15 protein-coding genes and 1 pseudogene are annotated in these 20727 nt (G+C 36.9%); 10 read left to right on the top strand and 6 right to left on the bottom strand.

All coding sequences use genetic code 11. The features are described 5' to 3' along the window. Positions 1-104: 104 nt before the first annotated feature. Positions 105-2180 (bottom strand): Ig-like domain-containing protein, encoded by a 2076-nt coding sequence (locus HCG49_RS11145; RefSeq protein ID WP_205764386.1) that lies wholly within the window; start codon positions 2178-2180, stop codon positions 105-107. A 660-nt stretch (positions 2181-2840) separates the two neighbouring features. Here HCG49_RS11145 and HCG49_RS11150 point away from each other — a divergent pair. Genes HCG49_RS11150 through HCG49_RS11165 form a run of 4 tightly spaced genes read left to right on the top strand, consistent with a single transcriptional unit; the run spans position 2841 to position 9098 of the window. Further along, positions 2841-3971, top strand: coding sequence for a DegT/DnrJ/EryC1/StrS family aminotransferase (locus HCG49_RS11150; protein WP_317167496.1), 1131 nt, complete (start codon positions 2841-2843; stop codon positions 3969-3971). Then, positions 3968-5902 carry a polysaccharide biosynthesis protein gene (locus HCG49_RS11155; protein ID WP_168469613.1) on the top strand — a complete coding sequence of 645 codons (1935 nt, stop codon included), beginning with the start codon at positions 3968-3970 and terminating at the stop codon, positions 5900-5902. The genes HCG49_RS11150 and HCG49_RS11155 overlap by 4 nt, the downstream gene beginning before the upstream one ends. Before the next feature lie 33 nt (positions 5903-5935). Beyond that, complete coding sequence (locus HCG49_RS11160) at positions 5936-6715, top strand: polysaccharide biosynthesis/export family protein (protein ID WP_168469614.1); 780 nt, start codon at positions 5936-5938, stop codon at positions 6713-6715. Positions 6716-6731: 16 nt separating this feature from the next. Continuing rightward, on the top strand, positions 6732-9098 hold the full coding sequence (locus HCG49_RS11165; RefSeq protein ID WP_168469615.1) for a GumC family protein: 2367 nt from the start codon (positions 6732-6734) through the stop codon (positions 9096-9098). Positions 9099-9102: 4 nt separating this feature from the next. On the opposite strand, the gene HCG49_RS11170 is transcribed toward HCG49_RS11165, so the two are convergent. Then, complete coding sequence (locus tag HCG49_RS11170; RefSeq protein WP_168469616.1) at positions 9103-9840, bottom strand: tyrosine-protein phosphatase; 738 nt, start codon at positions 9838-9840, stop codon at positions 9103-9105. Positions 9841-10249: 409 nt separating this feature from the next. Between HCG49_RS11170 and HCG49_RS11175 the strand changes: the two genes are divergently transcribed. Both HCG49_RS11175 and HCG49_RS11180 read left to right on the top strand, forming a co-directional pair. Then, entirely contained in the window at positions 10250-11560 is a 1311-nt protein-coding gene (locus HCG49_RS11175) for a phosphoribosylamine--glycine ligase (protein WP_205764387.1), read from the top strand. 26 nt (positions 11561-11586) lie between these two features. Continuing rightward, the gene (locus tag HCG49_RS11180) at positions 11587-12036 is read left to right on the top strand and encodes a GNAT family N-acetyltransferase (RefSeq protein WP_168469617.1); all 450 of its coding nucleotides are present in this window, start codon (positions 11587-11589) and stop codon (positions 12034-12036) included. A gap of 81 nt (positions 12037-12117) precedes the next feature. On the opposite strand, the pseudogene HCG49_RS11185 reads toward HCG49_RS11180, so the two are convergent. The 4 genes and pseudogenes from HCG49_RS11185 to HCG49_RS11195 all read right to left on the bottom strand — a co-directional run. Continuing rightward, positions 12118-12384, bottom strand: a pseudogene (locus HCG49_RS11185) (MFS transporter); the annotation flags it as partial. 332 nt (positions 12385-12716) lie between these two features. Beyond that, positions 12717-13160: an MFS transporter gene (locus HCG49_RS18575; RefSeq protein WP_317167497.1), complete on the bottom strand. Its 444-nt coding sequence runs from the start codon at positions 13158-13160 to the stop codon at positions 12717-12719. A 42-nt stretch (positions 13161-13202) separates the two neighbouring features. Continuing rightward, positions 13203-13862, bottom strand: coding sequence for an MFS transporter (locus tag HCG49_RS18580; protein WP_240938686.1), 660 nt, complete (start codon positions 13860-13862; stop codon positions 13203-13205). A gap of 67 nt (positions 13863-13929) precedes the next feature. After that, entirely contained in the window at positions 13930-14508 is a 579-nt protein-coding gene (locus tag HCG49_RS11195; RefSeq protein WP_168469618.1) for a PhnA domain-containing protein, read from the bottom strand. 199 nt (positions 14509-14707) lie between these two features. Between HCG49_RS11195 and HCG49_RS11200 the strand changes: the two genes are divergently transcribed. The 4 genes from HCG49_RS11200 (at position 14708) to HCG49_RS11215 (ending at position 20607) form a co-directional block, all read left to right on the top strand. Continuing rightward, the gene (locus HCG49_RS11200; RefSeq protein ID WP_168469619.1) at positions 14708-15010 is read left to right on the top strand and encodes a pyruvate kinase; all 303 of its coding nucleotides are present in this window, start codon (positions 14708-14710) and stop codon (positions 15008-15010) included. Positions 15011-15186: 176 nt separating this feature from the next. Continuing rightward, the gene (locus HCG49_RS11205) at positions 15187-16647 is read left to right on the top strand and encodes a DUF3375 domain-containing protein (RefSeq protein ID WP_168469620.1); all 1461 of its coding nucleotides are present in this window, start codon (positions 15187-15189) and stop codon (positions 16645-16647) included. Then, positions 16644-17225 carry a DUF4194 domain-containing protein gene (locus HCG49_RS11210; RefSeq protein ID WP_168469621.1) on the top strand — a complete coding sequence of 194 codons (582 nt, stop codon included), beginning with the start codon at positions 16644-16646 and terminating at the stop codon, positions 17223-17225. Before HCG49_RS11205 ends, HCG49_RS11210 begins: the two co-directional genes overlap by 4 nt. Beyond that, positions 17209-20607, top strand: a complete 3399-nt coding sequence (locus tag HCG49_RS11215) for an ATP-binding protein (protein WP_168469622.1) — start codon at positions 17209-17211, stop codon at positions 20605-20607. The genes HCG49_RS11210 and HCG49_RS11215 overlap by 17 nt, the downstream gene beginning before the upstream one ends. Positions 20608-20727: the final 120 nt, after the last annotated feature.

A 20727-nucleotide genomic window follows, 5' to 3' on the forward strand; every position in this document is an offset into this window, starting at 1 on the left:
GATGTGTGCTATAATCATTATTTCTTGTAAATAAAAAAAGACTGTCTATTAGCAGACAGTCTTTTTTTTATTTGAAAATAGTTAATTCTATTTTAGAGGCCTAATTATAGAAAATCTACTTGATTAAGGAAATCTTCCAAGTTAGTATATCCATCATTGTTTCTATCAGCTGCCGCATCATCAGGATTGTTTGGATCTAAACCATTGGCAAGCTCCCAGGCGTCTGCCATTCCATCTCCATCAGTATCATAGCTACTAGCTCTTTTGTTCGTTGGGAGCGAAGGAATTCTCCAACTAGAGTAATCACGATATACCTTCGTACTGATATCATTTTTAATATTGAAAATTTTTATTGTGTCATATTCATCTAAATATAACTGAACTGTACCATTGTCGTCTATGTACTTGTTTGCTCCAACATCGGCCAATACATTAGAATATGCTTCTGTGGCATTCATAATTGGTACAGGCACTCCGATTAATGGGAATTGTGTGTCAACAAAATATCGGCTAGGAACCGGATTACTACCACTAAAAGTAGACCAAATTACCTCATTGTTTTCAGATTCAAGACCCTTAAGAACATTACCAGAATAGTAATTTTTTCTGGTGTAGATTAAAGCGCTGGCACTTGTTTGAACTTTATTGGCATTTGCGGCCACACTGTTTTGTTCTGTAGACCTCCCTCTTTTGTAATAATTGGCAATATGATTAAGATGAGGTGCGCTTTGGTTGATATTAGTAGCTCTATTCCTCCAGTTGTAAATCACATTGTTAATGACTTCAAAGCTTCCAGTTCCTCCTACATTTGGAGTTCTATGTGGCATATCTACAACAACATTGTAAATGAATGAAACATCGTCTGTTGATTCAAAAGGAGCATTAGAATCTCCTAATAGAACACCAGTATATGAGTCTGAAAAGATACTTCTTTGTACAGTATGTCTTCTACTTGAATGGGTTGAGCTCTCTGCTGCTAAGGTAGTAGCTTGGTCACCGCCAAAGGATACGGAAACGTGATCTAATATTACGTCATCACAACCAGAAAATATAAATGCATCGCCGTGTTTTACCTCTCCAGAAGTGGCTTCAGCGGGGCGACCTCTCATATATCTAATTATAATATTTCTTTTGCCACTAAATTTAATTGTTCCATTGGTAAAAGTAATACCTCCTTTAGGAGCTGTTTGACCAGCAATAGTCAAATCACTATTTCCTCGAAGTTCTGCGCCTCCTAAATTTATATTTCCGGAAACATCAAACACAATAGTTCTTTTTCCACTTGCTTCTACGGCTTCTCTTAAAGATCCAGAACCACTGGCATTTAGATTGGTAACGTGTATCACTCTTCCGCCTCTACCACCAGTAACATTGGCGCCTCCACCGAATGCTGTAGGGAAGGCTTTTAATGGTCCATAATCTATATCTCCGGAAGTAGGGGGTACTTCGGTGACAGCCTCTTTACTTACTATTATAGTACCTTGCTCTGTATTTACAGTCTCGTCTATGTTAGTAATAGAAGTCGTATAGGTAAAGTTATCTTCGCCAGATGTATTGGCTTTAGGAGTATAGGTAATGGTGTTATCATTGTTTAAGACGGCAGTACCATTAGCTGGTTCGCTTATTTCTGTAATGGTTACAGTACTTTCCTTTTTAAAGGTGTCGTTTTTTAAAGGCTCTATAACGATGGGATCGTCTGTCGTTGCAACGATGGTATCTTGTACAACATCCGTTACGGGATCAATGGTGATATCTACTGTTACTACTATTTCAGAAGTAGACTCGTCCTCATTGGTGACCTCTAATGTTAATTCAAGATCGTCCGTTCCATTAAAATCGTTTAATGGAGTGTAAAGGGCAATACTGTCTTTTTGAATAGTAAAGGAACCATATCTTGGTTTTCTAGAACTTTTGTAAGTTCTTCTACCGCTTCCTTTAGAAGTAGAGTTGTTAAGAATATTAAAAGTTACAGGTTTGTCTTCTTTGGTAGTGATGACCGCATTTTCCAAATCGATGACGACATCTTGAGGCTCTTCTTCTTTGTCTTCTTCAATGGAAGTGTTGTTATCGCCAACAACATAATCTACTAATAAATCCGAGTCCTTCGCACAGGAAAAATTTAATAACATCGCAGCTGCAAAAATTAGCATGCTCATGAGTTTGGGTAGGTTAAGCTTCATAAGATAGGAAATTAATTTAAATTTAAACATAATTTGGGTTCTTAAAAATAATCTAAAATTATGATCAACGATGAAATGCAATTTTAATTCGTTGAAATGCACAGTTGTTGTGCAATGTTGGTTTAACGTTTGGATTACGGTTTTAGATCTTTTTAATTTTCGTTTTCGATGAAATACACCTTTTTTTAAGATTTTTTAAAAACATAGGCCTAAAAAGTATAGAAGGAAAACAAAATGCTATAGTTTAGTTTTTTCTAACTTCCATATAATCAGATAAGCTATCATCGGCTATAACGTTTAATAGGTACTGATATTTTAAATTGTTCAATATAGATAGGAATCATTTTAAGAAGTAATGTTCGTTCCTTAAGGGGTATTCAATATAAAGAAGAAATGTTTTCTATTAATAATATGAATGTTTTAAAAAAAGTGAAAAGTTATTTTCTTATAGTTCTAGCACCAATATTAAGGAGGCTTTTGTTAAAAAGTTGATATAGAGCGTTATTGTAAGCAAGCGTTGCTGTTTTTCCTTAGAATTTACTTCGATAGAAAGGTTTTTGACCGATATTTTTATTGCTTAAACGAATACTAGTTTTGTTTTTATTGGAGTTAGAACAGGATGGTTATTTTTATTGTAGTAACGCCTAAACCAAATCTTCTGTGATAACCCTGACTAAAATATGGCTTTCTTCTCCTCATATAGGAAACAGCGAACAATCCTATGTACAGCAGGCTTTTGATACTAATTGGATTGCCCCGCTTGGTCCTAACGTGGACGGGTTTGAAGCTGCGATCCAGAAATATTTGGATAATGGAGTTTATGTTGCTGCTTTAAGTTCTGGTACGGCGGCCATCCACCTAGGGTTAGCATTATTAGGAGTAGGTAAGGGAGATGAGGTGCTTTGTCAGAGTTTTACGTTTTCGGCCTCTGCTAATCCTATTTGTTATTTGGGGGCAACCCCCATTTTTGTGGATAGTGAAAGGGATACCTGGAACATATCCCCTGTGTTACTAAGAAAGGCTATTGAAGATAGGATTGCGAAAGGGAAAAAGCCTAAGGCCATCATTGCGGTTCATTTATATGGAATGCCTTATAAAGTAACAGAAATAAGAGAAATATCCGATCACTACGGAATTCCGGTTTTAGAAGATAGTGCTGAAGCTCTAGGAAGTACAGTAGGGGAGGAAAAATGTGGTACGCTGGGAACTATTGGAGTACTTTCTTTTAACGGTAACAAAATAATCACTACTTCTGGCGGAGGAGCTTTAGTTACCAATAGTTTAGAATTGAAGAAAAAAGCTGTTTTTCTTTCGACCCAGGCCCGTGACGATGCCCCTCATTATCAACATTCCCAAATAGGGTATAATTATAGGTTAAGCAATGTGCTGGCCGGAATTGGAAGAGGACAAATGGAGGTGTTAGAGGAACGGGTAGCGGCTAGAAGAGCTCATTTTGAGTATTACAAGCAGCAATTGTCTGAAATCAAGGAAATTGAATTTCTCAAGGAACCTAAAGGTTTTTTTTCTAATAGATGGTTAAGCTGTGTTTTAACCCCCTCCAAGAATATAAGAGAACTTATTCGGTTGGCGCTCCAAGAATATGAAATAGAGTCTAGACCGTTATGGAAACCAATGCATTTACAGCCTGTTTTTGATAACTGTATCAGTTTTGTAGACGGAACTTCGGAAGATTTGTTTAATAGAGGTTTATGTCTGCCAAGCGGATCTAATCTGAAAAGGGATGATCTAAACAGGGTCATTGAAATAATCCAAAAAAACTTTAACCCATGATGCAAGATTACTTAGTCAATAGGGTAAAAAAGAATACCTCCAAATGGATTGTTCTGGTCATTGATTTGTTATCAATTGCCATCACTTTCATATTATCCTATGTCATTAGGTTTAACTTAACCTTGGACTTCGAAGTTAATATGTTGTTGATACAATTGCCTATTATTTTATTGATTGGGTTGGTCTCCTTTTTAATTACTGGGTCTTATAAAGGAGTTATAAGACATACAGGTGTTAGAGATGTTTATAATATATTCAATGCTATTTGTTTATCTAGTATAGTTACCATTTTTATGGTAATCTTAAATAGAGAAACCCAAATAATGGAGGGCCTGACCGTGCCATTGTCCATAATTATAATCCATAGTTTATTAAGTTTTTTGATGCTAACGGCATCTAGATATGTATTTAAAACGCTGTATTATAATCTTTTAAAGCGATTTAAAACCAGTAAGAATGTGTTAATCTATGGGGCAGGAGAGTCTGGGGTACTTACCCACAATGCATTGACTAGTCAGATCAATAGTGTTTCTAGAGTGGTTGGCTACATAGACAAGGACAATGAGAAAGTTGGTAAAAGTATCAATGGAGTTACGGTATATGGACCCGATGTATTGACCGAAAATTTTATTAAAAGGAATCATATAACCGAGGTTATCTTTTCTATTCAAAATATTAGCCATAACCGATTGCGAGAATTGGTAGGTGGTTTGGTCGATTTTCCGATTCAAGTTAAAATTGTGCCGCCCATTGAGAATTGGATCAATGGGGAGCTTAAGATATCTCAAATAAAACAGGTTCAGATCGAAGATTTGTTGGATAGGGTTCCAATCAATATTAAAAACGACAGAATTTCTATGGAGCTGAGGGATAAGGTGATACTTGTCACTGGCGGCGCAGGTTCTATCGGGAGTGAGCTGGTAAGGCAGATTGCTAACTATGAATACCGGTCGTTAATTGTTATCGATCAGGCGGAGTCTGCCCTATATGATCTTCAACAGGAATTGATTCAAAACGGATTTCATAATTTCATTCCTATTGTGGCCGATATTCGCGATAAAAATAGAATGACCGGGGTTTTTCAAGAATACAAACCCCATATGGTTTTTCACGCTGCTGCTTACAAACATGTCCCTTTGATGGAATATAATTCTTATGAAGCCATAAAAATAAACGTGGCAGGGACTAAAGTTATCGTAGACCTATCGATGGATAACAATGTTGATAAATTTACTTTTATTTCTACGGATAAGGCCGTCAATCCTACCAATGTTATGGGAGCTACCAAAAGAATTGCAGAAATGTACATTAGTTGTGCCCAACAAAATCATAAAACCAAGTTTATAACCACACGTTTTGGAAATGTATTGGGGTCTAACGGATCGGTAATTCCACTATTTAAAAAACAAATTGAAAAGGGAGGGCCTTTAACAGTAACCCATATGGATATTACCCGCTATTTTATGACCATCCCTGAAGCATCACAATTAGTTTTAGAAGCTGGAGGTATGGGCAAAGGAGGAGAGATCTTTATTTTTGATATGGGAGAATCCGTAAAGATTTTTGACCTGGCAAAGAATATGATCAAATTATCGGGGCTTCGATACCCGGAAGATATCGATATTGTAATTACAGGGCTGCGACCTGGAGAAAAGCTATATGAGGAGTTATTAGCCAATGGGGAAGATACGATGCCAACCTACCATAAAAAAATAATGATCAGTAAATCCAGGGAACTTTGTTATGAGGATACAAAGTCAAAAATCAACGAGTTATGTGTCTCAAATATGTTCTTTGATCAAAATACGGTACAGCTCATGAAGGAGATTGTTCCAGAATATATTTCCAACAATTCTAAGCTATGTAAACACGATAAAAAACTTCCTGATGCAACCAAGACTCTAGGAGGGCATAAAATATACCAATCTTAGTTTTTCTTTTAATCCTTTAAGAAACCAATCATTATGTATAAAAAATCCATCGCAATAAATTTCAGATTTGTTTTAGTATTCGTACTTATTGGTGTTTTATCATCTTGTGCCTCCAAAAAGGATGTGGTATATTTTCAAAATGCCAAGTCGTTTGAGACCCTTGTCAGTGATAATTCTAGCATCAACAGGTTTAAGGTTGATGATGTTATTAGTATAAATGTCTCCACTCTAGATCCACAATCTAGTGTTCCTTTTAATTTATTTAAGGGAGTTCAAGAAGGAGGGTCACGGCCAGAACAACTCGATTATATTATCGATAAAAATGGGGAGATTGATTTTCCTGTCTTGGGAGCGGTAAAATTAGCCGGACTTTCTCCTAATGAAGCAAAGATGCTGCTTGCTACTAAATTAAAGGATTATTTAAAGGACCCTATAATCAATATACGATTGATAAATTTTACGGTAACTGTTTTAGGAGAGGTTAATAGGCCTGGTACCTATTCGGTTAACGGGGAGCAAATTACTATTTTGGAGGCCTTAGGGTTGGCCAGTGATTTAACGATAAAAGGAATGCGAACAAACGTAATGGTGATTAGAGATTTTAATGGCACCAAGGTTTATGAACGAATCGATTTAACAAAAAAGGAGTCCTTAAATTCACCTGTTTATTATTTAACTCAAAATGATGTAGTGTATGTAGAGCCCAATAACTCGGCAAAGGCTTCCTATAGTTTGGATAGTAGAGCTTCTATAGCCATATCCATAGCTTCTATTCTAATCACTTCTTCCATAGTACTTCTTACTAGGCTATAATTAATAATAAAGACAGATGAGTTTGAATTTTAAAAATAAATCTTCCGATAAAAGTTTAAAGGAAATTTTAGGGATGTATACTAGGCATTGGAAATGGTTTGTGCTATCCGCTATCATTGCACTTTTCTTGGCTTTTGTGAAACTTAGGTACTCTATTCCTGAATATTCTGTTCAAGCTAAAATTCAAATATTAGAAGATAAAAATGCGAATTCTGAATTAGGGTCCTTTAAAGATCTTGGTATACTTCCTTCTGGAACCAATAAGGTTGAAGATGAGATAGAAATTATAAACTCTAGGTCTAATTTTATTGAAGTGGTCAAAAAATTAGGGCTCAATGTTAAGATTACTGCCCTTGGAAAAATTTTAGATTCTGAAGTATATAAAAATCCACCTGTTAAGATAAGTTTTATTTCCCAAGATTCTATTGTGGAAAACTCCTATTTTGATTTTTATATAACCCTTGGTAATGGTTCTTCCTATGGGTATACGGAATCGGAAGACGAACCTGCTAAAATGGTTCCATTTGGAAAAAGTATATCGACTGCTATTGGTGATATTGTTTTGACACCGAATAGAGATGATTTATCCCATTTTGGCGATAAAAAATTTAAGATAAGTATTAAACCCGTTGGTGAAGTAGCACAAAAATACCAACAAAAGACTACTATTTCACCGGTAATGGAGTATTCCAATATTTTAGAAATCACCTTAAATGATCCTATACCTGAGAAGGCCAATGATATAATTAATAATTTGATAGACACCTATAACAGTAATGCTATTCGTGATAGAAAGGAGATTGCCGACCGGACTTCCGAATTTATAAATGATAGGATCACTGAGATTTATTCTAATTTATCTTCGGCAGACCAAACCGAAGAGGACTATAAGGAGGGTAGGGGGATTACAGATGTAGCCTCCCAAGCGAGCGTGAATTTAACAGTCAGCGCTTCGAGTCAACAAGAGTTAGAAAATGCATCACTACAATTAAATATTGCCTCATCTATGAGGGATTTGGTAGAATCCCAAAAAGGTTTCGATGTTTTGCCTTCCAACATTGGGCTATCGGATCCTTCTATAGCGAGTACAACGGCCAAATACAATGAACTAGTGTCTGAAAGAAACAGGTTGTTAAAAAGTTCTAATGAAAAGAACCCTATTATTGTCAACTTAGATCAACAACTTAATTCCCTAAAACAAAGTATGCAGTCTAGTTTGGGGAGCATGACCGATAATTTGGTCCTACAGGTTAATAGTCTTAGCGGTCAACTCTCTAGGGTAAACTCTAGATTATACGCCGCGCCTAGAAACCAAAGGGCCTTAAGGGATATCGGTAGAAAACAACAAACTACGGAATCTCTGTATCTTTATTTATTACAGAAAAGGGAAGAATCGCAAATCTCATTTGCATCGGCGTCTCCTAAGTCTAAAATTATTGATAACTCTCATAGTGTTAGTCTAGAGCCAGTTACTCCAAAAAGAAAAATTGTGTATTTAGCATTTTTTATTTTCGGGCTTCTTATACCCTTTTCGGTTATTTATGGGAAAGATTTGTTGGACAATAAGATACATAGTAAAACCGGTTTAGAGAAACTAGTAAAAGATATACCTGTACTGGGTGAAATACCTAGTTTAGGTAGGCGTGATGACAAATTGGTAAACAAGGAAGATAGGTCTGTATTAGCGGAGTCCTTGCGAATTATTAGGACCAATATAGACTATGCCATCAAGGCATCTAGCCAGAGACACAAGGGCAATGTAATCTATATTACTTCATCGGTTCCCGGAGAAGGAAAGACTTTTTTATCTTCGAACCTTGCCATGATTTTTGCCAGTACCCATAAAAGAGTTCTTCTAATTGGTGCTGATATTAGAAATCCTAAAATATTTTCTTTTTTCCCAAATACCAATGAACTCAAATCCGGGGCCGATAAGAAACCTGGTTTGACAGAGTTTTTATTTGATTGCTCCATAAAAGCAAGGGATATTATTACCACTATGGAAGTTAGAAAAAATACCATAGATGTTATATATTCAGGAAAAATACCTCCCAATCCTGCCGAACTTTTAATGAAGGATAAGATGAAGGAATTACTATCGGAAGTTGCGACACAATACGATTATGTAATTGTGGACACAGCTCCCTTAATGGTGGTTACAGATACCTTGCTTATAAGTGAATATGCCGATCATATCCTATATGTTGTGAAAGCAGAAGTTACTGAAGAAAAAGTATTGGAATTCCCATTAAAACTTAAAAGCGAAGGAAAACTAAAAGGACTTTCCTTTGTAGTCAATAACGTTAAGGCTAATAATTTAGGGTATGGCGGATCCTATGGCTACGGCTACGGGAAATCTCACCTGAAATGGTGGAAATTCTAGAACCTTAAAAATTTGACTTTGTCTTTTCTATAATAGGCATTAATAATTTTGCTGTTTTATTGGTGATTCGCATTTCTTTAAGACTATTAAGCTGTTTTTGGTTATGAACATCAGAACCTGCAAAATCGAGCAATCCCTCTGACAAGAGTTTATGAGCTTTTTTCTGTACCTCTATACCGTAGTATTCACTAAGCGATAAAAGATTTAATTGAAGCGCAATTCCATTATTTTTATAGGATTTTAATTTTGGTGAATTTATAGGAAAGAATGCATACCGCTCAGGGTGCGCTAGGATTGGAAAATAACGATGCTCAGTGATTTTTTGAACCGCTTGATCAAAATTAATTGAAGGTTGTAAATAGGACATTTCAATAAGCATATACCTGTTTTTCATAGGCATCACCTGATTATTTTCTAATATAACCTCGAAGTTAGCATCTATCATATGCTCTGCAGCGGCATCAATACTTATGTGAGTCATCCCTTGTTGTGTTAATTCCTTGGTAAGGGAACTTAAGGCATTTGTAATGGTATCGCTATTGTTGGGATAATAGTTATCCATGATATGAGGGGTAGCGATAAATTTTTGAACGCCTATTTCTGAAAATCCCTTTATCAAAGCTACAGCGTCGGCCACGGTTTTGGCACCATCATCGATACCTGGGATAATATGATTATGGATATCTGTAAATCCGCCGAGGTAGTCTGCTAAAAAAGTTTTCTTACTAAAAAAATGAAACATTCGTAGTTGATTTAATTGCAAAAATAGGGTTTCTAAAATATATGGATAAAAAGATTCTTGAAATATAGTTCTTCGCATATTAGAGATTAATTTTTCGATAATTAAAAAAAATACAACACCTCTATTATTTTTGAATTATGAATTGTTTTTTGATATATCTTTGATTTAAAATCAAAAACTCATGAGCGTAAGCTTAGTACTTTGAGACCGTTATCTTCATTAAGGCATACAGTACAAATGCCATCTAGCCTACAGGAAAGGGCAACCAATTTTGCAGTTAAAAATTTAGAAATTATATCTTGTATAACAGAAGAAATGGAACTTCATAGAATATTATGTTTTCATTTTTTTTTTTACAAGTTCTAATTATAACACGAAACCTATATAATTAAAAGCTACCTATAATATATTGAAAACAAAAGCAGTAAATAGTACCATAGAAATTAAACGTAATTTCTTAATAATTTCCCGATGGGGAGAAACCTTGGATTTGGCCATCGCTATTTTAGGTGAAGGGCATCAAGTAAAAATGTATATAGAAGACAAGCCGTCCAAGGAGATTGGATATGGTTTTGTACAAAAGGCCAAAGATTGGAGAACTCATATGGAATGGGCCGATATTTTTATTTTTGATTACACCGGATATGGTAAAATTTGTTCTGAATTAAGGGCTCAGGGGAAACTGGTCGTAGGGGGGACTGAGTATTCGGATCTGTTGGAGCTTGACCGTAATTTTGGGCAAGCAGAAATGAAGAAACACGGGATTAAGATATTACCTTCCAAGGAATTTTTTAATTTTCAGGATGCCATACAATATGTAAAGGATCATCCCAATGCTTATGTAATAAAACCCTCGGGAGAAACCCAGGAATACAAACAATTACTATTTGTGGGTAGCGACGACGAAGGATTAGATGTGATTAGAGTTCTAAAGGCCTACGAAAAATCTTGGGGGAATCAGTTCGGGAATTTTCAGTTACAACGAAAAGTAAAAGGCGTTGAGGTCTCGGCATCGGCTTATTTTAACGGTAAGGAATTTATCAATCCTATTAATATTACCTTTGAGCACAAGAAATTATTTCCAAAAGAGTTGGGAGTATCTACTGGGGAAATGGGGTCTAGTATGTTCTGGACCAACGATTCTCCAATTTTTGATGCTACTTTAAAAAAGTTCGAAAGTTCGTTGGCGAAAGGTGGTTTTATTGGGCAAATAGATATCAATTGTATCGTGAACGGAAATGGTATCTACCCATTAGAATTTACTTCGAGATTTGGATATCCGCAAATTTATATTCAACGTGCAGGTATATTAGAACCAATTGGCAATATGTTTTATAAATTGGCATCTGGTCAGAAATTTAAGATCAATGTTAGGAAAGGCTTTCAGGTAGGGGCCTATATGGTAGTACCTCCATTTCCTTTCGAGGATAAAAAAACCTTCGAATTATTCTCTAAAGATTCCGTTATCGTTTTTAAGAAAGACATGAAAGAGGGAGTCCATCCCATGCATCTTAAAAAAATTAATGATGAATGGCTCATTACCGGAAATACTGGAATAGCTCTATTGGTTACTGGAACGGGGCTTACTATGAAAGATGCTCAGCGTATGATGCATAACCGCATCAGCAATATCATTATCAATAATGTATATTATAGAACGGATATAGGGGATAGATGGTCAGAAGATTTTGATCGTTTGTGGTCTTGGGGATTGTTATAACTATGAAAATTTAATCTCTTTTATTGATGGATTTTACAGTTTTAGAAAGTGATTCCAAGGAGTTCTTTAAGATTATACCTCCAGATTGGCAGGACATAATTATACCTATTTGGGATACTTATAGGGAAAATGCCAAAATTTATGTTCTTTTGGATCAGGGATCTATAGTAGCGGGTGGAATTGTATTTGAACAAGACCCTCCGAATATGACCGATTTTGAACTAGCTGAGGGTAAGAAGTACAGGGATGTTAGTTTTCAATATATCGGATTTTTGTATGTAAATCCCAACCGTCGCAACCAAGCTTTGGGCACCCAGTGGTTAAATGCTTTAAAGGCAAAAAAGCCAAAACAATCGTATTGGCTAACCATAGAAGAAGAGGGGTTGCATGCATTCTACGAGAAAAACGGATTTCAATTAGTATCAAAGTCAAAGGATCCTTCAAATAGGGAATGGTTATTAATATATGTAACTTAAAAGCTATACCGTATTAGCTTAAGTTTTAGGTAGCCCCAAAAGGTGGGTTTGTCTGGATACTTTTGGAATCGTATTTAAAATTTAATTAGTTTCATTTTCAAAAGTATCCAAGTCATTCCTTAGGTCTAGTTTTCTAAAGGCAGGAGATATGGCTCCTGTAAAGATTACGGTAGCCAAGGTCATACAACCTCCAAAAACCACGACTGTTACCGTACCCATTAGTTTTGTGGTCAGTCCGCTTTCAAAGGCACCAAGTTCATTGGAGGATCCTACGAACAAAGAGTTTACCGAGGCTATCCTCCCGTGCATGCGGTCTAGGCTCCTTAGTTGCAGAATAGTTTGTCTGATGTTTAATTGATTCCTATAAGAAGTAACAATCCTGAAACAATAAGGGCTTCAATATTCAGCCTGCTTTTTAATTAAAGTTGAAGTAGTAGAGATGGAGTATAAATACCACTATCCAGTAAAGACGCTCCTAAACTTATGTCTAAATTATTTCCTAGATTTTTTTGCGTTAGGGATCGCAGCGGCATCCCCGCAGCAAGGCAAGGGATATAGCGGAGAGCCCGCCCGACGAAGGAGGGAACGCCCAAGTCATTGCCCTAAAGCGTATACATATATAGAAGCACTTTTTTTTATGGCTACATCACATTTACTTTCTAAAATAGTAATCGGGGATATTAATTTTCGAGGGATTTTTGATGTATAAAAAAGAGTTTAGACACCGGTATTAGCATCAGTCCCGAAAATATAAAAATAATAAAAGAAGTTTGAAGGTTAAAGGCATGGGCCAGGTAACCAATCAGGGGAGGACCGATAAACATGCCAAGAATTCCGTAAGTGGCGATAATAGATATGGCCATTCCTGGAGAATATTTTTTTGAGGTACCGGCCAGAGTAAAGGTCATAGGAAATACGGAGGCAGCACCAAACCCGATGAGGCAAAAGCCAAACATGGCCGGCCAAAAATAGGGGAAACTAATAGCGATTGCTATGCCTATTGAAATTAAAATACCACTGGCCATATAGGTCTTGGCCATGCCGATAGCCTCGATAAGGTAATCCGATAAAAATCTGGATAAGGCCATGAAGAACATGAAAATAAGATAGCCGAGTGTAAACACATCTTCCTTGATTATTTCTTTAAAGTATACGCCGCTCCAATCCTACATTCCGCCCTCGCATATGGCGGCAAAGAAGACCAATAGACCTAGGTAAAACACAAAAGGATCTGGTTTGCCCAGAATTAGCTTATTTCCGGAAGGCGCTTTGTCATTGGTCAATAGAAATTTAAAGGTCAACAATGAAACTACGATGGTTAGGATGGCTACCATTAATAAATGCTGAGTCATGGGAATATCCAATTTTAAGGTGAGGGTAGAAAAGCCAACACCGGCAATCCCTCCAGTGCTCCAAATGCCGTGAAATGCCCCATTTATCTTTTTGTCATATTGTTTTTGCAGGGTAATGGCTTGCGTATTCATCGATATGTTTAGAATACGCATGCAAAAGGCAAAAGATCCAATGGCGGATATTAAAGCAACGGTGCTCTGGGCATACCCGATAAAAATCAGGGAAATTGCGAACAGCAAAAACGAAACTAAAAGTGGCACTCTACTGTTGTATCGGGCTACCAGCCATCCGGAGAATGGTAGCCCAATCATGGAACAAATGGGCAGGGTCAGTAAAACATTGCCCAATTGTGCTTCATTTAAATCAAAAAAAGTTTTTATCGTTGGGATTCGTGCTGCCCATGTAGAAAAACAAAATCCAGATAGAAAAAAATAGGTGCTTAAGGCATATCGTTGCCTAACTTTTAACTCCATAAACGTAAAACGTAAAAAATGGGAACTTTGGGATTGTAAAAAAATACAAGCAGGTTAACCTGCCTGTTTATATTTTCTTAACGAACTTGGTAATGATCACGATTTGCTGACCATCGACTTTTCCTTCGATATATTCTGCATTTTCATGGTCCAAAGAAATTCTTCTAACGGCGGTACCTCTTTTGGCAACCATGCTAGATCCTTTCACTGGTAAGTCTTTTATCAGAACCACGTTGTCACCAGCTTCGAGAACAACGCCGTTACTGTCCCTATGAATTATTTGGTCTTCGGCAGGAGCTCCTTCACCTGTGGCTTTAGCCCATTCCAAATCGTCTTCTTCCAAATAAAACATATCCAATAAATCTTGTGGCCATCCTTCATTTCTAAGTCTGCTCAACATTCTCCATGCAATTATTTTCACAGGGGTATGTTCGCTCCACATACTATCGTTTAAGCAACGCCAATGATTGGGGTCCGTATGCTCTGGGTTTTCAATTTGGTCTTTACAAGTTTCACAAACTAGCAAGCTTTCATCTACGCCACCAGTTTTAGTTGGGAGTACTTCTAGAACACTTAATTTTTCTGAACTGGTACATAGTTCACATTGATGATTGCTACGTTTTCCTAATTCTCTTTCTAAGCTCATTTTTTTTCTGTTTTAAGTGGCAAAAATACACGAATTGTATGAATGGTGACCACATTGAAAGTAAAATGTAAGCATTAGAATTTTTAAATGGTTATTTATAATTTATTCAGTATTAATGGAATCTGAACAATGTTTATAAGTTCTAGGATTTATGAAAGATTTAATCTCCATCTAGCATTACTTTTAGTCCTTTTTTTAAATGGAAGCGTTAAAAATAGGAGACAAGGTTTACAATGTTAGGCAAGACGGATTTACCGATTTTCTAAGATTTTCTTTTTCGGAAGTGGTACGCCTTACAAAAACTTTGGCAGTCTTGGAAAATGGGGTACGATTGGTAAACCAACCCAGAATTTCATGGATCAGGGCAGGGGCCAGCTATTCTGTATTTGGAGATAAATGGGTGTATTGGCATATTGTAACGGAGGAAACCTTGCAAAAAGCCAAAGAGGAAAATGAAAAAATTGCAGCCTCTATAGCGGTCGCTCAAGGATTGGATAAATAAGTAACAGAAAGGATTTTAATGAATTTCCTGAGGGCTTTCTGATGTAATGGATTGAAGTTCAGAAGGTCTGTGGTTTAGTCTCTTTTTAAGGAAAAACAAGTGCTATAATTTTTGGTGCAGATGATTTGATTTGTGCTTTGAACCTCGCATTTTTGCTGCGAATAATACATCTATGCATGATTGATAGTGCCGTTATATCTGATATTTTACAGAATTCACCTAGTACAGAGTTGCTAAAACTCAAAAACAGGGAGGTGGTCATCGTATTTCTGTTGAGTATGTTCACAGACCATCCGGAAGCCATTACGTCTGACCGCATACACTCTAAATTGGCTGACTATTTGGAATTTCATCAGATTGAAAACGATGAAGAAGACGAACAAGAGGAGGTTCAGTCCTATGATGATAAGGCAAAACGATATGTTCAACAATGGACCAATAGGGGGTTTTTAACCAATTATCAAAACGAAAAGGGCGATATATATTACGAACTTTCTTCGCATTCCAGGAAAACTATTGATTGGTTGTCTGCCCTACAAAAGGAGGCTTATGTAGGGACGGAATCAAAATTTAAAATAATCTTTAACCAGATCAAGGAGTTGGTTGAATTTACCAATGATGATGCGGATAGCCGAATTCGGTTGCTGGAAGCTAAAAAGCGCGATATTGAGGAACAGATCGAACGTATCAAATCTGGGGAGGATATAAAGACATTTGAAGAGTATGAAATTATTCCACGTTTCAACCACATTAATTTTTTGGCCAAGGAATTACTTTCCGATTTTAAGGAGGTCGAAGATAATTTTAAGGACATAACAAAAGCCATCTACCGAAAACATGCCGAAAACAATCTCCCAAAAGGCGATATTCTGGAGTATGCTTTTGGTGCTTTGGATGAACTAAAGGAAAGTTCGCAGGGCAAAAGTTTCTATGCCTTTTGGTCCTTTCTACTCCATCCGGAACTACAACTGGAATGGGATGAGCTTATCGATGAATTATACATCCGGTTAGAGGAGAAAAATATCGCAATCGGCGATTTCTTTCTAAAAGGAATGAAAAAACATTTACACAGATCTGGGCAAAAGGTATATGAGGCCAACGATAAAATGGCCGAAAAACTGAGTCGCATTATCAAGGAAAACCAATCTTCCAAAACCGCCTCTACCAAGCATATTATACAGGACATAAAAAAGTCATTGCTCGAGATCAGAAATAGCGGAGTAAGACCTGACCTTTCATTTGAATTGGAGACAGCTGTCGAAATGGCCATGCCTTTCGAAAGAAAGCTAACCTTTAACAAAGAAGAAGCGGGCACCTATAAGGTGGCACCCAAATTGGCCGATGAGCATTTCCTTAACTCTAATAACCTCGATAAATTGTTTTCCCAAGTGAGTGTAGATAAGAAATTACTTCGCGAACGGATTACTATGGCCTTAGCTCAAAAATCGCAAGTTACCCTGAAAGAGGTCATTGAAAATTATGGTGGATTAGAAAAGGGGCTGCCAGAGCTATTTGGATATTTAGGGATAGCCAAAGAGCACAAGTACGTCATAAGTTCGGAAAAAATGCAGCGTATCAATTTTAATAATGCAGAGGAGAAATCAATACAAATACCCGAAATAATACTCACTAAATGAGCAGTTTAGAAAAAAATATAAAACCGTACTCCAAAGCAATCGTAAAATTGCTTAAGGCCCCAATAGAAAGTAGTGCTAGTTTATGGGAAACGGTCAATAATTACCAAACCGAAATTCAGGAATATGTAAGCCTAATGGGGTTGGAATTAATGGTGAAAAAAGATGATGGTTTTGCTTATTTAAGGCAGTTTGAAGATAGTGATGGAAATACCCTTGGATTGATATCTAGACGCCAAGTAGGGTATGAAATCACCATTATTCTGGTTGTGTTACGACAAAGTTTGGAAGAATTTGACAGTAACCCAGCGCAATTTGATGTTAACGAAAAGTATATAAGCAGGTCCAACATCAAGGAAGAACTAGAATTGTTCCTAGAAGCGGGATATAACGAATTGAAATTTCAAAAGGAACTCGATGGCTATATCAATAAAATAGTGGAGTTGGGATACCTTAAGGAAGTGAGCAAAACCGATAGCGAAGTCATTTATAAGATCCATAGAATTATAAAAGAGAAAGTAACGCTAGACGTTTTAAAAGAATTTAAAAATAAATTACAGCATTATGTTGAGTCTGTTTAGTACCAATTCCAATACAGCTGGTTTTAGGCTTCAATATATGGAAGTTTTAAACTGGGGAACTTTTCACGATAGAATCTTTAGAATTCACCCTAAAGGAAACAATTCGCTCTTAACCGGAGCCAACGCTTCGGGGAAAAGTACTTTTATAGATGCCTTGCTTACCCTTATGGTGCCTGCCAAGAAAGATAGATTCTACAATCAATCTTCCGGGGTAGATAAAAAAGGAGACCGTACCGAAGAAACCTATGTATGTGGTAATTATGGGAGTATACAAAAAGAAGGAGAATTAAGTAGTACGCTTCAGATGCTACGGGATAAGAATTCTGCCTATTCTATTATTCTAGCTTCTTTTTCTAACACCGACGATAAGCATATTACCATATTTCAGCTTCGTTGGTTTTCTAACGGCAACTTAAAAAGAGCTTATGGAATGGCGCATGCTCCTTTGGAAATTGCGGTAGATTTTGCCGAATTCGATGATAAATTTGCATGGAAAAGACGCTTAGAAAAAACCTATAATACCAATAAACCACGGAAAATAGTAGAGTTTTTTGAAGGTCCTACCACTTATGCCCAAAGGATAGCCGATCTTTTTGGGATGCGCTCCGTAAAGGCCTTAAGTCTTTTTAACCAGGTAGTTGGGGTGAAAGTGCTAGAAGATCTTGATGAATTTATTAGGACGAATATGTTGGAAGAACTAGATGCCGAATCGCGATTTATGCATTTAAAAGAGAGTTTTTTAACCCTAATGGATGCCAAAGTCAATATTGAAAAGGCTAAGGAACAAATAGCCCAACTTCAGCCCATAGATCAGTTTGCCACTGATTTGCAAAGTATTCAAACTTCCTTAAAGCAATTGCAGCACGAGAAAGAAGTAGGGGTGTATTGGTTTGCGAAAAAGAATGTAGACTTATCGGAAATAGCCTTGCAAGAGTGTCAGGAAAATTTAAAAAATCTTGAAGAGGCTTTGCAGGGGTTAAAAAGGCAGGAAGCCGAGCTAAAAATTCGGGAAACCAATCTAATGGTTCAGATAAAGTCAGACCAGGTTGGGAACCAAATAGAACAGCTAAAAACAGACATAGAAAAATTAATCTATACGAGAGATCAGAAAAAGCGCAAGCTTACCCTTTATAACGAAGTGGTAGCATCTTTAGGGCTCAAACTAGACCCAGGACCGGAAAGTTATAAGGACAACCGGGATAAGGCAAAGGTAGGCAAGGAAGTTTTAGAAAAAGAAGAGCTTGATAGCAGTGAAAAACTTAGGCTGGCCAAGAATGGGGTAGACCTGGTAAAAGAAAAAATTACCGCGGCTAATACTACCATTGAAGAACTGCGGAATAACAATAATAATATATCGGGTAGGGTAGCAGAAATTAGGGACGAAATTATAGCACATATAGGTGCATCTAAGGATGAACTTCCCTTTATAGGAGAGTTGATTAAAGTAAAGGAAGAAGAGGGTATTTGGGAACATGCAACGGAGAAGCTATTGCACAATTTTGCGCTGAGGCTTATCGTGCCCGAAAAATATTATTCTCGTGTAAATGCCTATGTTAACAAAACCGATCTAAAAGGAAGAATAACCTACCAGCGTTACAAGGGCTTTACTTCTCTGGCATCATTAGATCATGGAAAAGAAGCCTCTAATGAACTTATTCATAAACTAGAATTCAAAGCAGATAGCCAGTATTCAGAATGGCTTGCCGATATTATTTCCAAGCAGTACAATTATGCCTGTGTAGAAAATTTAGCGGTTTTTGAAACCTTTGACGAAAAGGCTATTACTCCTGAGGGACTTATTAAGTTTGCCAAGGGAAAACACGAAAAGGACGATAGAATTCATATTTCAAGAAGGGCAAATTTTGTGTTGGGCTGGGACAATAAAGAAAAAATAAAACACCTGCTGGCCGATATCAAGACTTTACAAGAAAAGGAAATAACCATCACCAAGGAAATTGATGGGCTTTCCCAGGAATTAAATTCGTTGAAGCGGCGTCGGGATTCGTATATAAAACTTTTGGATGTATTCACCGAATATGAGGATATTCATTGGCAAGGTTTGGCAGTTAGCATTCAGGAAAAAGAAGATCAGAAATTAGCTTTAGAAAAAGCGAATGATAAGGTAAAGGAGCTGCAAAGGCAGTTAGATGAGGTGCAGCAAAAATTAAAGGTGATCTCCGAGTCAGAAATAGAAACCAATAATAGGGCCCGATTTAAGCAAGAGGCGAAAATTGAGGAAATTGATAAGGAAAGAAAGGGAAGTTTTCAGATTATCAATCACTTAGGGGAAGTAAATACCCATGATTTTGAAAAACAATATCCGGAACTTTGTGAGGTGACTTTGGACGATATTAAAAAGGTAGAGGTCCGTTTTCAAAAGAACACCTCGGACGCTATTAATAAATTAGAGCAAGAGAAAACTAGTAAAGAGTATAATTTAAGGTTAAAAATCAATGCCTTTAAAAGGCCGTCGGAGGAAATTACCGAAAAATTTAAGGACTGGCGTTCCGATGTCAGTGAATTGCCAGATGCTTCAAACTTGGAGTTTGTAAGTGAGTATCAGTTATATTTAAAGCAGTTGGTAGATGACAATTTACCAAAGTTTGAGCGTAAGTTCGACCAATACCTACAAGAGACCATTACCAATAAGATTGGCGATTTCCGAATGTTTTTTGAAGGTTGGTCCGATGAGATAAAAAGCAGTATACAGCACCTGAACGATTCATTAAGGGGAATCAATTTTAAAAGTAATCCTGCTACCTATATTCAGATGGTTGTTCCTCACAAAATCAGTGAGGATGTTAAGGTGTTTAGGGCATTATTAAATGCCGCCATTCCAAATACTCGAGAGATAGAAGCTTCCGTTGACGGACGAAAAAACCACTTCTTTAACCATATAGAGCCTTTGATAGAGAAATTAAGCGTTGAGGAATGGCGAAAAAAAGTAACCGATGTCCGCTCTTGGTTTAGCTATAAGGCCGAGGAGTTTTATAAGGAAACAGGCGAAAAAGCCAAGACTTATGAAAGTATGGGGCAATTAAGTGGTGGGGAAAAAGCCCAGCTTACCTATACTATATTAGGGTCTGCTATTGCCTATCAGTTTGGGCTTACCAAGGAAGGCTTACAATCTAATTCATTTAGATTTATCGCTATTGATGAGGCTTTTAAGGCCCAGGACGAGGATAAGTCACGGTATTTAATTAATCTTTGTAAACAACTTCATTTACAGTTATTGGTAGTGACCCCAAGTGACAATATCCATATTGTGGAAAATGATATTTCATTTGTGCATTATGTCGAAAGAAAGGAAGATAAATATTCCTGGCTTTATAATATGCCTATCGAACAATTTAAAGAGCAGAAAGCTCTTTTAGTAGACTAATGGTGGGCTAAGTACCTTGGCAAAGCAACGGTAGTAGAGAAAAGATATAGCCTTCCTGGTAGTAACGGTCCATGGAAGGCTAGTGTATTTAAAGAGTGTTAGAGTTCTGGCGCTATTTCT

Origin of the sequence: Arenibacter sp. 6A1 (genome assembly GCF_012272855.1) — a bacterium.
Lineage (GTDB): Bacteria > Bacteroidota > Bacteroidia > Flavobacteriales > Flavobacteriaceae > Arenibacter.

What these genes read in the sequence shown, in the direction of transcription:
- HCG49_RS11145 (WP_205764386.1), bottom strand. Translation starts at nt 2,180, where the DNA reads ATGAAGCTTAACCTACCCAAACTCATGAGCATGCTAATTTTTGCAGCT.
- HCG49_RS11155 (WP_168469613.1), top strand. Translation starts at nt 3,968, where the DNA reads ATGATGCAAGATTACTTAGTCAATAGGGTAAAAAAGAATACCTCCAAA.
- HCG49_RS11160 (WP_168469614.1), top strand. Translation starts at nt 5,936, where the DNA reads ATGTATAAAAAATCCATCGCAATAAATTTCAGATTTGTTTTAGTATTC.
- HCG49_RS11165 (WP_168469615.1), top strand. Translation starts at nt 6,732, where the DNA reads ATGAGTTTGAATTTTAAAAATAAATCTTCCGATAAAAGTTTAAAGGAA.
- HCG49_RS11170 (WP_168469616.1), bottom strand. Translation starts at nt 9,840, where the DNA reads ATGTTTCATTTTTTTAGTAAGAAAACTTTTTTAGCAGACTACCTCGGC.
- HCG49_RS11180 (WP_168469617.1), top strand. Translation starts at nt 11,587, where the DNA reads ATGGATTTTACAGTTTTAGAAAGTGATTCCAAGGAGTTCTTTAAGATT.
- HCG49_RS18580 (WP_240938686.1), bottom strand. Translation starts at nt 13,862, where the DNA reads ATGGAGTTAAAAGTTAGGCAACGATATGCCTTAAGCACCTATTTTTTT.
- HCG49_RS11195 (WP_168469618.1), bottom strand. Translation starts at nt 14,508, where the DNA reads ATGAGCTTAGAAAGAGAATTAGGAAAACGTAGCAATCATCAATGTGAA.
- HCG49_RS11200 (WP_168469619.1), top strand. Translation starts at nt 14,708, where the DNA reads ATGGAAGCGTTAAAAATAGGAGACAAGGTTTACAATGTTAGGCAAGAC.
- HCG49_RS11205 (WP_168469620.1), top strand. Translation starts at nt 15,187, where the DNA reads ATGATTGATAGTGCCGTTATATCTGATATTTTACAGAATTCACCTAGT.
- HCG49_RS11210 (WP_168469621.1), top strand. Translation starts at nt 16,644, where the DNA reads ATGAGCAGTTTAGAAAAAAATATAAAACCGTACTCCAAAGCAATCGTA.
- HCG49_RS11215 (WP_168469622.1), top strand. Translation starts at nt 17,209, where the DNA reads ATGTTGAGTCTGTTTAGTACCAATTCCAATACAGCTGGTTTTAGGCTT.